The sequence below is a fragment of the Providencia sp. genome (assembly GCF_052096715.1).
Classification (GTDB): Bacteria; Pseudomonadota; Gammaproteobacteria; order Enterobacterales; family Enterobacteriaceae; genus Providencia.
Window position 1 is genome coordinate 1 of record NZ_JBQDNB010000041.1, and the last position, 13,895, is coordinate 13,895.

The following is a 13,895-nucleotide window of genomic DNA, read 5'->3' on the forward strand; positions in this document are numbered from 1 at the left end:
GATCAAAGGTAAACAAGGTCGTTTCCGTCAGAACTTACTTGGTAAGCGTGTTGACTATTCAGGTCGTTCTGTTATCACCGTAGGTCCATACCTACGTCTGCATCAGTGCGGTCTGCCTAAGAAAATGGCTCTTGAGTTATTTAAACCATTTATCTATGGCAAATTAGAATTACGTGGTCTGGCAACAACCATTAAAGCTGCGAAGAAAATGGTTGAGCGCGAAGAAGCGGTTGTTTGGGATATCTTGGATGAAGTTATCCGCGAACACCCAGTTATGCTGAACCGTGCACCAACACTTCACCGTCTGGGTATCCAAGCTTTCGAACCAATTTTGATCGAAGGTAAAGCTATCCAATTGCACCCATTGGTTTGTGCGGCATACAACGCCGACTTCGATGGTGACCAAATGGCGGTACACGTTCCTCTAACTTTGGAAGCTCAGTTAGAAGCACGTGCGTTGATGATGTCAACAAACAATATTCTGTCACCGGCAAGTGGTGAGCCTATCATCGTTCCTTCACAGGACGTTGTATTGGGTCTTTACTACATGACTCGTGACTGCGTAAACGCGAAGGGCGAGGGCATGGTATTAGCCGGTCCTAAAGAAGCTGAGCGTGTTTACCGTTCAGGTCATGCATCATTGCATGCTCGCGTTAAAGTTCGTATTACTGAAGAAGTTAAAGATACAGAAGGTAACATTACGATTAACACTGGTTTAGTTGATACCACAGTTGGTCGTGCGATTTTATGGATGATCGTACCAAAAGGTCTACCTTTTGAGCTGGTTAACCAAGCGCTAGGTAAGAAAGCTATTTCTAAAATGCTAAATACCTGTTACCGCGTACTCGGTATGAAACCGACTGTTATTTTTGCTGACCAAATCATGTATACCGGTTTTGCTTATGCTGCGCGTTCTGGTGCATCAGTTGGTATCGATGACATGGTTATTCCTGAGAAAAAAGCAGGAATTATCGCAGAAGCAGAAGCGGAAGTTGCTGAAATTCAGGAACAATTCCAGTCTGGTTTGGTTACAGCCGGCGAACGTTATAACAAAGTTATCGATATCTGGGCAGCAGCAAACGAACGTGTTGCTAAAGCGATGATGGAAAACTTGTCTACTGAAAGTGTTATCAACCGTGATGGCATTGAAGAACAACAAGTTTCTTTCAACAGTATCTTTATGATGGCCGACTCCGGTGCTCGTGGTTCTGCAGCTCAGATTCGTCAGCTAGCAGGTATGCGTGGTCTGATGGCTAAGCCGGATGGCTCAATCATCGAAACACCAATCACGGCGAACTTCCGTGAAGGTCTGAACGTTCTTCAGTACTTTATCTCTACGCATGGTGCTCGTAAAGGTCTTGCGGATACAGCATTGAAAACAGCAAACTCCGGTTACTTGACACGTCGTTTAGTTGACGTTGCACAAGACTTGGTAGTTACTGAAGACGACTGTGGTACTCACGAAGGTATCCTGATGACTCCGGTTATCGAGGGTGGCGACGTTAAAGAACCATTGCGTGAACGTGTACTTGGTCGTGTAACTGCAGAAGATATCCTGAATCCAGGTACTGCAGATATCTTAGTACCTCGTAATACACTACTTCATGAAAAACTGTGTGACCTGTTAGAAGCTAATTCGGTTGACAGCGTTAAAGTACGTTCTGTTGTAAGTTGTGAAACTGACTTTGGTGTGTGTGCTCACTGTTATGGTCGTGACCTTGCTCGTGGTCATATCATTAATAAAGGTGAAGCTATCGGTGTTATCGCCGCGCAGTCAATCGGTGAACCAGGTACACAGCTGACGATGCGTACGTTCCATATCGGTGGTGCGGCATCTCGTGCGGCAGCAGAATCTAGCATTCAAGTCCGTAATAGCGGTACTCTGAAGTTATTTAATGCGAAATATGTAACAAACTCTGAAGGTAAACTGGTTATTACTTCTCGTAATACAGAATTGCGTCTGATTGATGAATTCGGTCGTACTAAAGAGAGTTACAAAGTGCCTTATGGTGCGCACCTTACTAAAGGTGATGGCGCGTCAGTTGCTGGCGGCGAGACCGTTGCTAACTGGGATCCGCATACAATGCCAGTTGTCAGTGAAGTTACCGGTATTATCCGTTTCTCTGACATGCTTGATGGCCAGTCAATGACTCGCCAGACTGATGAATTAACAGGTCTGTCGTCAATCGTTGTTCTGGATAGCGCTGAGCGTACAGCAAGTGGTAAGGATTTACGTCCTGCATTGCGTGTTATCGATGCAAATGGTAATGATGTTCTTATTCCTAACACAGACATGCCTACTCAGTACTTCTTACCGGGTAAAGCAATTGTTCAGTTAGATGATGGCATCGCTATCAAAGCGGGTGATACTTTAGCGCGTATTCCACAGGAATCTGTGGGTACTAAAGATATCACGGGTGGTCTACCACGTGTTGCTGACTTGTTTGAAGCTCGTCGTCCGAAAGAGCCTGCTATCCTTGCTGAAATCAGCGGGATAATCTCGTTCGGTAAAGAGACCAAAGGTAAGCGTCGTCTGGTTATCACTCCATTAGATGGTTCTGAGCCGTACGAAGAGATGATCCCTAAATGGCGTCAGCTCAACGTGTTTGAAGGTGAGATCGTTGAACGCGGTGACGTAGTTTCCGATGGTCCAGAGTCTCCGCATGATATTCTACGTCTACGTGGTGTTCATGCTGTTACTCGTTACATCACTAACGAAGTTCAGGAAGTTTACCGCTTACAAGGCGTTAAGATAAACGATAAACACATTGAAGTTATCGTGCGTCAGATGCTGCGTAAAGTCACTATCGCGGATGCAGGAAGTTCTGAATTCCTCGAAGGTGAGCAGATTGAGTACTCACGTGTGAAAGTTGCGAACCGTAAACTTGAGCTCGATGGTAAAATCACAGCAAATTATGCTCGTGACTTGTTGGGTATTACTAAAGCATCTCTGGCAACAGAATCCTTTATCTCAGCAGCATCGTTCCAAGAAACAACTCGCGTACTGACAGAAGCTGCGGTAGCAGGTAAACGTGATGAACTGCGCGGTCTGAAAGAGAACGTTATTGTTGGACGTCTGATTCCAGCTGGTACAGGTTTTGCTTACCATCAGGAACGTATTCGTCGTCGTCATCTGAATGATGTAGTGGAAGCTCCACAAGTCAGCGCAGATGAAGCAACAGCGAACTTGGCTGAACTGTTAAATGCAGGCTTTTCAAGTGGTAATCAGAAGTAATTACTGATTTCACTATAGTAGCTTGATAAAAACTGGCGTCCGAAAGGCGCCAGTTTTTTTATAATTATTTTATTGAATGACTAGAAATAGTAATTAGTTATTTATTTCCCATCTCTTTTATTTCTTTCAGTTTTCTCATAAAACTACATTTTTTTATATTATTCAAATAATAAACTGATTAATTATTTCAAATTTTTATTTAATTTCTAACCTAATAAAAAAGATAAGTTCTTTCTATTAATTAAGGAGGCTTGTAAGTGAGAAATGAAGTAATAATAATGACTCCAGTATTAATCACAGGCTGGTTAAATAATATATTTAAATTTAATTTTATATATCTATAGATATTAGGAATGATAAAATATAAAGGGAAATAATGATGACTGAAAATAATTTTGAATTTGATAATAATAAAGATGGTTTCGCTTCCTCAGATATAACTTCTACCTTGATGAATGTGAGTAATCTATCTCAGATAGTGACAGGTAGCGGTCCAATAGCACTTGATATTGTTATTATTATTGATACTAGTGGTTCAATGTCGGATGAATCGACAGATCTTAGCCAACAAATCGATATCGCTATTGAGAAGGCCTCAGCTAGCTGCCCTTCACAACTTAGAGCAACATTTTTGGGAATACAAGGAACGTGGGACAATACAAAGTTTGATCAAACGGTAAGCAATTACCTTACTGGACTTGGTATTAGTCAAAGTAGCTTACAAGCGAGATTGCCATTTAAAGAGATTGATGGAATTGACCATGCTGGTAATAAAGAAGATTTATGTCGTGCAGTTATTGATGTGAGTCACTACTTTGATTGGCGTGATGATGCACGTAGAGCTATTTTTGTCCTTGGTGATGAAGGAATGGAGGGTGGTGGTGGAATATTAACGAATGCAGCAGTACTAAAAAATAATGAAGCTATTTTTGCTGCTCAAAATGCACATGCTAAAGTATATACCTATCAGGGGACGCCAAATGATGATCCGTCAAATATTGATCGTTTCCCAACATTAGCTGAGAGAGATAAAATTACAAAAGAATATGAGCGGCTCGCATTGGAAACGGGTGGCCGTTCTTATATTTATACAACAGGGATTGCAAATTTTGCACTCGTTTTACAAGAGATACTTTGTGATAGTTTGAATCCACCTACTGATTTAAATGCAGAAGTATCAAATTGTACAAGTGTGTGTGAGTATCTTCCTACTATTTTATTAACAGTTAATACATTGGCAGAAATAATTAATAAAACAATTGATTCTTGTTGTCCAAAAGATATCAATAAACACCATGAAACTTCAAAACTATGTGAATGTAAACATTGAGAAGAATAGTTATTATATAATAAAGTAATCTTTAATTAAAAAGAGAGGAATATTTCCCCTCTTTTTAATTACATGATTATTTGAATATTAAGTGATTAAATACGTTAATAGAATATCCCGATAATCGCACAGTGAGCCACGAAACCGACCATGAGTGGTACAGCCGTTCGCTTAACAACATCAAACGGTTGTAACTTAGCTCCACTTGATACCGCAATGATAACCCCTGCGACGGGTGACATTCCTCGACCCATATGTGATGCTTGTTGCATAGGTAGAATCATTGAGATTGGATTTACACCCATACTGTGAGCTATTTGTGGGATCAACTCGACAAATGCTAGGAATGGCGCATTACCCGATCCCATGATAATAGCAGCAGCGAGTGTTACAACAGCAAAGACTAAAGCCATAGCAAATGGTGGTAAGCCAACAGATTCAGCCATGATAATTAATTGGTCAATGGCGCCACTGACTTTAATACCATGAGCGAAGACACCCGCAGCAACCAATAATCCTACAACGTTACTAAAGGCGTGACCCATACCATTTAAAAAGGTTTGGAAGCCATTACAAACGATTTTGAAATTACGTACTCTCACTGTTTCAATGACCATACAAATTGTCATTGCGATTAGAACAATCGTAACTACGTCTAAGTGAATGCCTTCAAAGAACAGATTTGAGGTTCCGACAGCCATGATAATCGGTAACATAGGAAGTAGTGCATAATATCCCGGCACTGATTTGGTGCTGTCATTTTTTTCGTGAGACGAAACGGCTTTACCTATTTCAGGTATAAACCCTTGCTTACGGTCACAATGACGTTGCCAAAAAATATGTGTAATACCGACAACAAGGACAGTTGCTAATGCCGCAGGTCCTTGGTAGTAAAGTACATATTCAACCACTGACATATCGACTGCTTTTGCACCACGAATGGCATCAATTGCCGTTGGCGTATAAGCCACACCAAGTGAGGTCGCGATAACCCCAGCCGCAGAAGCTGGCGATAAACCAAGACCAATCATGATAGGGAACATGGTGCCCATCAATAAGACGGCGAGGCCAGTTGCTGATGGAATCGCAAGTTGTAAAACACTGGCTAGTAGGAATGAGAAAAATAGCAGTACATAAGGTGAACGCATATTTTTCAATGGTTTTGTTGCAACGCGGACAACGGCTTCATTAGCGCCGATATGATCCATATATTGAGCAAATCCCATCAGCGCCATGATCATTAAACCAAGATCAGCGGCACGGCTACTGAACAAATCGCGCATAACTTCAAAAGGATCGAGCCAAGTGATCCCCGTGGTTGCAACATTTTTAGGAAGAATAGGACCCCAACCGAGGGCAAGGGTACAGATCATCAATGCCAAACCCGCAATTAATAATACGGGTTCAGCTTTGTATCCTTTTAGAATAAAACGTGCAACCAAAACAACGATGATAAGAACCGTTAGAATTGGGATCATGCTTTAGCTCCTGGTTTGAAGCGTTCAGCGGTGATTTGTACTACTTGCTTCAATACATCACTGGCTGCATATAAAGATTTCACTGGTAGGTATTCATAGATTGAATGGAAATTGTGAGCACCGGTAAAGATATTCGGGCAAGGTAAACCATTTTGTGATAGAGCTGCGCCATCATAGCCACCACGCATAGGAATAACTTTAGGAGTGATACCACAAGCTTGATAAGCATCAATTGCAATATCAATAGGATAGCGATTTTCACCTTGTAAACTGTTATAGACGTTTGAATAGCGGTCTGCGAGGATACAGGTGACGCTTTCTGCTCCCCACAAATCTTCACAGTGATCTGCTAATTTTTTCAAAAACGCCATGCGAGTACGGTAGCCATCTTCAGTAAAATCGCGGACATCCAATTTTAAGACCGTGCGTGCACTATTGCCAGACATCTGCTTAACCCAGTAATAGCCTTCGCGACCATCTGTATATTCAGGAGCTTCACCGCCGGGTAACATTGCGATAAATTTTTGTGCCATTAGAAGGGAATTTTTTAGTTTTCCTTTTGCTGACATAGGATGAGCCGACTTACCGGTAAAAATAACTTCTACATCACCTGCATTCCAGTTCTCATAAACCAGCTCACCGATACCACAACAGTCTAATGTATAAGCGAAATCCGCACCAAATTCTTTAACATCAAATACTTTTGCACCGCGAAGCCCTTGCTCTTCATCAGGAACAAAGCCAATTTTAATTGTACCGTGTTTGATTTCTGGGTTTTGTTTGAAATATTGCAGCATATCCATAATCGATGCGATAGCGGCTTTATCATCTGCGCCGAGTAAGCTCGTACCATCAGTGACGATGATATCGTCACCTAAATAGTCAGCAAGTTCAGGGAATTCGCTTTTACGCAGGTAGATATTTAGCGCTTTATTCATGCAAATATCTTCACCGTTATAAGGTAGAATTTGCGCTTTAGTGTCATTAGTTTGTTCCGCACTGGTGTCTAAGTGGCCAAAGAAAGCCACCGTTGGCACATCATAATCCAGGTTAGAGGGCAATGTTGCCGTGACAATCGCAGTATCACGTAACTTAATATCTTCAATGCCTAATGCTTCGAGTTCTTTAACTAATTTTTGTGCAAGTACGCGCTGGCCTTCTGATGATGGCATGATGCCTGCTGCGCCTTTTTCCCGATCGGTGGTGGTGTTAACTTTGGTGTAAGAAATAAAACGGTCAACGATATTCATTCTTTCTATTCTCCGGCATCGCAATGATGAATATTTTATACTTTTGTTTTGTTTATGAATGTAATCTCATTTCAACAGTATTCTTTTATCATGGATAATAATAAGACGAGTATCAGATATTTTGATTTTTTTTAAGAAATGCTACCGAGTGTATAAAATGAATAATTAATAGTGGTTTTAATTACTTAATGAACTAAAATATTTGACCTTAGCTATATATTGATTTTTGTTGTTAATTAATTGATATTAAACAGTTAGTTATGTTTATCTTATCCTATATTTATGTAACATTCCCTATTATCCCTTCTTATCTTAAATTCTATTGTTAATACACTTATTTTGTGTTTTGGCATTTTTATTTATAATTCCAACTCGATTTGCAGCAGAGTCTAAAATACTAAAGTCATATTTTATTATATCTGTTTATATATGCGTAATTACCTATTAAAAAATAAAGTTTATTTTTAGCTATTAATACATTTTATTGTTCATTTAATGAAAAAAGATACTCAGGACTTAACAAGTCATCGTCACAAGTAGTAATAAATCAGGGGCTAATCTTTTTTTAAATTAGCCCCTAATATTAGCGCCCTAAGTAGCCATCCCAATCTTTCCAAACGGGTTGTAGCCCTGATTTTACCAAGGCTTGGGCAACTTGCGCAGCACTACGATTATCATGAGGTGTGAATTGTTCTAATTCTTCCGTTGAGTCTGCATAGCCTCCTGGCTGTGTTTTTGAACCAGCACTGACATTATTAATCGCTAAAGGTATTACATGGTCACGAAAATAAGGTGATTCTCGTGTAGATAATGACAGTTCAACATTTGGTGCTAATAAGCGAAAAGCACAAATCAGTTGCACCAGTTCTGTGTCATTCATTAAAGAGGCAGGTTCAATGCCACCAGCACAAGGTCGCAGGCGAGGAAATGAAATAGAGTAACGCGTTTGCCAATAATGTTGCTGTAGATAAAGCAGATGTTCGGCAACCATATAACAGTCAGTTCGCCAGCTATTTGATAACCCAATGAGTGCACCTAAACCAATTTTATCAATACCTGCTTGACCTAAACGTTCGGGGGTTGCTAATCGCCAATGAAAATCTTGTTTTTTGCCTTTAAGATGATGAAGCTGATAGGTGGGTTCATGATAAGTTTCTTGGTAAACCATTACCCCATCAAGACCTAGCGATTTTAATTCTCGATATTCGTCTGTGCTTAATGGCTGCACTTCCATCATTAACGAACTAAAATATTGGCGAATAATCGGCAGATAGCGCCGAAAATAATCTATTCCCACTTTGCTTTGATGTTCGCCAGTCACGAGCAATAAACTGTCAAATCCTATCTTGCGTATGGTTTCGCATTCATTAATGATTTCAGTCTCATTAAGTGTTTTACGTTTAATTCGATTGCTCATTGAAAAACCACAATAAGTACAATCGTTTGCGCATAAATTTGACAGATATAATGGAACATAAAAACCAACAGCATGGCCAAATCGTTGCCTTGTGAGCTTTTGTGCTTTTTGTGCCATTTGTTCGATGAAAGGGCGAGCGGCAGGGGAAAGTAACGCCATAAAATCGTCGAGTGTTAACGTATCACTTGCTAAGGCATCCATGACATTTTTTGAGGTTTTACTATGAATACTTAAGGTTATATCGTCCCAATTGAGCGCCTGTAAGCGTTCACTGAAGCTGGCGTTCATTGCAGCTCCCCTAAGAAACTCGTTAAAGGGCTTGATGCTTGAGCTTGTTGTTTTGATGCTGCAAGACCACCTTGATAGGCAAGTTCGGCCGCTTCAACTGCCATTTTGAAAGCTTTAGCCATCAATATGGGTTGTTTAGCAACAGCAATCGCGGTATTAACAAGGACAGCATCTGCGCCCATTTCTATTGCTTCGACTGCATGGCTTGGTGCGCCAATACCAGCATCAACGATAACGGGAATACGTGCTTGCTCGATAATAATTCGTAGCATTTCTTTGGTGACTAAGCCTTTATTTGTGCCAATTGGTGCACCCAGAGGCATAACTGCGGCGCAACCGACTTCTTCTAAGCGTCGACATAAAACTGGATCAGCACTGCAATAGGGAAGTACCACAAAACCTTCTTTGACGAGTTGTTCTGCTGCTAATAATGTTTCAATCGGATCCGGCAATAAGTATTGCATATCGGGATGAATTTCCAGCTTAACCCAATGAGTACCTAGTGCTTCACGAGCAAGACGTGCGGCAAATATGGCTTCTTGCGCGTTCTTTGCCCCAGAGGTATTTGGCAATAATTTTATACCGAGCTCTTGCAATGGCAGCAAAATACCATCGTCTTGTCCTCGTAAATCAATTCGTTTCATGGCCATAGTGACTAATTGACTGCCTGATGCTTTGATAGATTCTTGCATCACGCTAGCGCTAGCAAATTTACCTGTGCCCGTAAATAAACGCGATTGAAATGTGAAATCTGCAATTTTTAACATGATTAGCCTCCTGCAATAGCTTGAAATAGCAAGATATTATCTTTTTCATTAATAAGATGACTATCCCACTGGCTCTTAGGAATGACGATTTGGTTTATTGCTAGTGCTGAGCCTGATGTTTGGCGACCAAGTGTGATAAACAATTGAGTGACCGTCATTGGCGATGCAAACTGCATCGGTTGGTCATTAATTATGATATGCATGTTTCCTCTCGACAGATAGAGCACTGCATAGATGGGGTGAGCTGCAATGTATTCCAATGTTGTTGTTTTCCATCGAATAAACGCAATTTACCACTAAGAGAAGAAGGCAGACCGACTAGCAACTTAATCGCTTCGAGTGCTTGTAATGTGCCAATGATGCCGACGACAGGACCTAAAACACCCGCGGTACGGCAGTTGCGTTGTGGCTCCTCATTTTCAGGATAAAGACAGGCATAACAGCCTGAGCTAAATGGCGGCTCAAACACCATGAGCTGCCCGCCAAAACCGACAGCACTGCCGCTGATTAAGATTTTATTCGTTTTAACACAAGCCATGTTGACAGCATGGCGAGTTGCCATATTGTCACAGCAATCAAGGACTAAATCGACTTGTGCGACTAACGGAATTAATGTATCGATATCCAATTTTTTCTGTAAAACGTGTGTTTTTATCAGCGGGTTTAATTGGTTAAGTCGATGGGCGGCTAATTGTGCTTTAGATTTTGAAATATCATCAGTGTTGTAGAGCATTTGCCGTTGTAGATTTGAAACATGCAATTCATCGTGATCGGCAAGCCATATCTCACCAACACCCGCCCCCGCTAAATAGAGACTAGCGGGTGAGCCTAATCCTCCTAGACCCACAATGAGTACTTTGCTATTTTTGAGTTTCTGTTGTCCTACAGGGCTGACATCTTCCAGTAATAGCTGGCGGCTGTAACGCATAAATTCTTGGTCACTTAACATGATAAGTTCCTTCGAATAATCATAATGAGCCATATTTATATTTTTCATAATTATCAATAAAATTAATAAATTATGGATTTCATTATGATTACCAATTAATTAATGTGAATTATCGCTTTCAACTAAATCCAACAGTACCTTTGTCGCCTTTTGCCAATCTTCAGCTTTGGTGATCGCACTGACGAGAGCGACACTGCCGACACCGGTTGCAAGCACCGCAGAAACTCTATCTATTGAAATACCGCCAATGGCGACAGTGGGGTATTCAGGGGTGGCTGCCACCATTTTTTTGAGTGTCTCAAGTCCTTGAGGTGATGATGGCATCTCTTTGGTTTCTGTCGGAAAAATATGCCCCATTGCAATATAAGAAGGGCGCACCGATTTGGCGATGGCAAGCTCACGTTCATCGTGGGTCGAAACACCTAGGCGCAGACCTGCTTGATGAATGGCAAGTAAGTCAGTAGTTTCCAAATCTTCTTGCCCAAGGTGAACGCCATAAGCACCAAATTCGACTGCTAGACGCCAATAGTCATTGATAAATATGCGTGCGTTGTATTGTTTGCCAAGCGTGATGGCTTTTTGGATATCATCACGAACTTCGCTATCGGTCTTGTCTTTAATTCGCAGTTGGAGAGTGGAAACTCCCGCATTAAGCAGGCGTTCAATCCATTCTACGGAGTCGACAACAGGGTACAGACCAAGACAGTGTTCAGTCTCCGGAAATGGAGTATCCGGTAAATTAAGCAATTTTTTCATCACTGACGACCTCTGCGCTATGGTATAACTCGCTACCGTGAGCTCGAAAAGCTTCTGACATTTGCGTCATTCCGTTCTCTTTTTCAATCGCTTCTTTTGCTGCTATTTCTTTTTGTGCAGCATAGTCTCTGACTTCTTGTGAGATTTTCATTGAGCAGAACTTAGGACCGCACATAGAACAGAAATGAGCAACTTTCCCTGAGGCTTGAGGCAAAGTTTCATCGTGGTATTTGCGTGCCGTTTCTGGGTCTAATGCTAAGTTGAACTGATCTTCCCAACGGAATTCAAAACGTGCCTTAGACATTGCATTATCACGAATTTGAGCACCGGGGTGCCCTTTAGCAAGATCCGCAGCGTGAGCAGCAATTTTATAAGTGATAAGGCCTTGTTTCACATCTTCTTTATTTGGTAAGCCTAAATGCTCTTTGGGGGTGACGTAACACAACATCGCGCAACCAAACCAACCAATCATCGCAGCACCAATACCGGAAGTGAAATGGTCATAGCCCGGAGCGATATCGGTAGTTAAAGGGCCTAATGTATAAAATGGCGCTTCGTGGCAATGTTCTAATTCTTCCGTCATATTGCGACGTATCATCTGCATTGGCACATGTCCTGGACCTTCAATCATCACTTGAACGTCATATTCCCATGCGATTTTAGTCAATTCACCTAGGGTATGTAATTCTGCAAATTGCGCTGCATCATTAGCATCTTGAATTGAACCTGGACGCAGACCATCTCCTAGCGACAGTGATACATCGTAGGCAGCGCAGAGTTCGCAAATTTCACGAAAATGTTCATATAGAAAGTTTTCTTGATGATGTGAAAGGCACCATTTTGTCATGATAGAGCCACCACGAGAGACAATACCCGTAAGGCGTTTTGCGGTCATGGGGACGTAGCGTAATAAAACCCCTGCGTGAATGGTGAAGTAGTCAACACCTTGTTCAGCTTGTTCAAGTAAGGTATCACGGAACATTTCCCACGTGAGATTTTCAGCCACACCGTTTACTTTTTCTAGTGCTTGGTAAATGGGTACCGTGCCGATTGGCACTGGGCTATTACGTAAAATCCATTCACGAGTTTCATGGATATAACGACCAGTGGATAAATCCATGACGGTATCCGCACCCCAACGGGTTGACCAAATCAATTTCTCAACTTCTTCTTCGATGGATGACGTGACTGATGAGTTACCGATATTGGCATTCACTTTAACTAAGAAGTTACGGCCAATAATCATCGGTTCAGATTCAGGATGGTTTATATTTGCAGGAATGATCGCACGGCCTGCGGCGATTTCTTGGCGAACAAATTCAGGGGTAATATTGTCTGGTAAATTAGCGCCAAAGCCTTGTCCTGGATGCTGTTGCAGAAGCACTTCACCACGAATACGTTCGCGACCCATATTTTCACGAATGGCAATAAATTCCATTTCAGGGGTTATGATCCCTTTACGTGCATAGTGCAATTGAGTGACGCACTTTGTATTTTTCGCTTTTAATGGATGCGGGCGATTATTAAAACGTAGGTGGTCGAGTCCTGCATCTGCTAAACGTTGCTGGGTGAAATCAGAGCTGAGGTTTTTAACGGGTTCAATATCTGCGCGTGCTTGTATCCAAGGTGCCCGAATTTTTTGCAATCCTGCATGCACATTTAGCTCGCAAGCGGGGTCACCATAAGGCCCTGACGTATCATAGATAGGAATGGGTTCATTCTCTTCGAATTGAGGATTCTCATTATCGCCCCCAATCAGCGTGGGAGAGAGCTGAATTTCACGCATTGGAATTTGAATATCATCCCTTGAACCTTGTAAATAAATGCGTTTTGAATTGGGAAATGACACACCAGAAACGGTATTAATGAAGTCTTCAGCGGCATCCCTTTGTGCTTTTCGAGTGCGAGCAGGGGCGGGTTTTGCAGAAATATTTGTGGTCGGTATAGCATTAGTTAAATTTGTATTATTAGACATAGCAATTTCCTGACATCGTCACGGGCTATAACGCATTTATAAGTTGTGCGTATTAGCAGGTTTATCGTAAGAAAGTTGCTTGTCAGGAGTTCGGAGGAGTAATAATAAGACGTTGCGTATTGTGTTGTAATTCACCATATCGTTTGTTTTTCAATCACCGGTTTTAGGTGAGATTAAGTCAAAAATGATGGTTAATACGCTGAGTGATTACTCTTGTTCCCTTCGCGGGTATTAACCCGATCAGGTTCCGCGGATCCCGAATTAACGGTCTCAGCCCGATGCAAATGCATACTAGGCACTCCGACAAGATGTTTTAGTATAGGTTTCTTTCTGATTATAACAAGTATTTTCCTCGTCATTCTTCAAGCGATAAGTGCGTTGGCCGCTCTCAGCTACCCAAGTCACATACTTATGTATGCTCCTTGGGATATCCTCGCTTGCCGCCTTCTT

Annotated in this window: 10 protein-coding genes and 1 riboswitch; of the genes, 2 read left to right on the plus strand and 8 right to left on the minus strand. The window is 41.6% G+C overall.

What is annotated here, in order from left to right; translation table 11 throughout:
- Both rpoC and ACTH6U_RS20260 read left to right on the plus strand, forming a co-directional pair.
- On the plus strand, positions 1–3,235 hold a 3,235-nt coding region (gene rpoC, locus ACTH6U_RS20255; protein WP_441833011.1), incomplete at its 5' end, for a DNA-directed RNA polymerase subunit beta'.
- Between the two features lie 379 nt (positions 3,236–3,614).
- The gene (locus ACTH6U_RS20260) at positions 3,615–4,565 is read left to right on the plus strand and encodes a VWA domain-containing protein (RefSeq protein WP_441833022.1); all 951 of its coding nucleotides are present in this window, start codon (positions 3,615–3,617) and stop codon (positions 4,563–4,565) included.
- Positions 4,566–4,669: 104 nt separating this feature from the next.
- On the opposite strand, the gene dcuC is transcribed toward ACTH6U_RS20260, so the two are convergent.
- The 8 genes from dcuC to thiC all read right to left on the minus strand — a co-directional run bounded on the left by dcuC (position 4,670) and on the right by thiC (position 13,445).
- Positions 4,670–6,043 (minus strand): C4-dicarboxylate transporter DcuC, encoded by a 1,374-nt coding sequence (gene dcuC, locus ACTH6U_RS20265; RefSeq protein ID WP_294104458.1) that lies wholly within the window; start codon positions 6,041–6,043, stop codon positions 4,670–4,672.
- A complete protein-coding gene (gene pepT / locus ACTH6U_RS20270) occupies positions 6,040–7,293 on the minus strand; it encodes a peptidase T (protein WP_434720263.1) in 1,254 nt (417 codons plus the stop codon). Before pepT ends, dcuC begins: the two co-directional genes overlap by 4 nt.
- Positions 7,294–7,876: 583 nt before the next feature.
- On the minus strand, positions 7,877–8,998 hold the full coding sequence (gene thiH / locus ACTH6U_RS20275; RefSeq protein ID WP_441833012.1) for a 2-iminoacetate synthase ThiH: 1,122 nt from the start codon (positions 8,996–8,998) through the stop codon (positions 7,877–7,879).
- Entirely contained in the window at positions 8,995–9,765 is a 771-nt protein-coding gene (locus ACTH6U_RS20280; RefSeq protein WP_336429451.1) for a thiazole synthase, read from the minus strand. Before ACTH6U_RS20280 ends, thiH begins: the two co-directional genes overlap by 4 nt.
- A 2-nt stretch (positions 9,766–9,767) precedes the next feature.
- Entirely contained in the window at positions 9,768–9,968 is a 201-nt protein-coding gene (thiS, locus tag ACTH6U_RS20285; protein ID WP_294104467.1) for a sulfur carrier protein ThiS, read from the minus strand.
- Positions 9,956–10,714, minus strand: a complete 759-nt coding sequence (locus tag ACTH6U_RS20290) for a HesA/MoeB/ThiF family protein (protein WP_441833013.1) — start codon at positions 10,712–10,714, stop codon at positions 9,956–9,958. The genes thiS and ACTH6U_RS20290 overlap by 13 nt, the downstream gene beginning before the upstream one ends.
- 99 nt (positions 10,715–10,813) lie before the next feature.
- A complete protein-coding gene (gene thiE, locus ACTH6U_RS20295) occupies positions 10,814–11,470 on the minus strand; it encodes a thiamine phosphate synthase (protein ID WP_441833014.1) in 657 nt (218 codons plus the stop codon).
- Positions 11,454–13,445 carry a phosphomethylpyrimidine synthase ThiC gene (gene thiC, locus ACTH6U_RS20300; protein ID WP_441833015.1) on the minus strand — a complete coding sequence of 664 codons (1,992 nt, stop codon included), beginning with the start codon at positions 13,443–13,445 and terminating at the stop codon, positions 11,454–11,456. Before thiC ends, thiE begins: the two co-directional genes overlap by 17 nt.
- A 200-nt stretch (positions 13,446–13,645) precedes the next feature.
- A riboswitch (TPP riboswitch) is annotated at positions 13,646–13,758 on the minus strand.
- Positions 13,759–13,895: the final 137 nt, after the last annotated feature.

Coding starts and splice junctions, on each gene's coding strand:
- thiC (WP_441833015.1), bottom strand. CDS start 13,445: ATGTCTAATAATACAAATTTAACTAATGCTATACCGACCACAAATATT.
- thiH (WP_441833012.1), bottom strand. CDS start 8,998: ATGAACGCCAGCTTCAGTGAACGCTTACAGGCGCTCAATTGGGACGAT.
- thiS (WP_294104467.1), bottom strand. CDS start 9,968: ATGCATATCATAATTAATGACCAACCGATGCAGTTTGCATCGCCAATG.
- ACTH6U_RS20290 (WP_441833013.1), bottom strand. CDS start 10,714: ATGTTAAGTGACCAAGAATTTATGCGTTACAGCCGCCAGCTATTACTG.
- thiE (WP_441833014.1), bottom strand. CDS start 11,470: ATGAAAAAATTGCTTAATTTACCGGATACTCCATTTCCGGAGACTGAA.
- ACTH6U_RS20260 (WP_441833022.1), top strand. CDS start 3,615: ATGACTGAAAATAATTTTGAATTTGATAATAATAAAGATGGTTTCGCT.
- pepT (WP_434720263.1), bottom strand. CDS start 7,293: ATGAATATCGTTGACCGTTTTATTTCTTACACCAAAGTTAACACCACC.
- dcuC (WP_294104458.1), bottom strand. CDS start 6,043: ATGATCCCAATTCTAACGGTTCTTATCATCGTTGTTTTGGTTGCACGT.
- ACTH6U_RS20280 (WP_336429451.1), bottom strand. CDS start 9,765: ATGTTAAAAATTGCAGATTTCACATTTCAATCGCGTTTATTTACGGGC.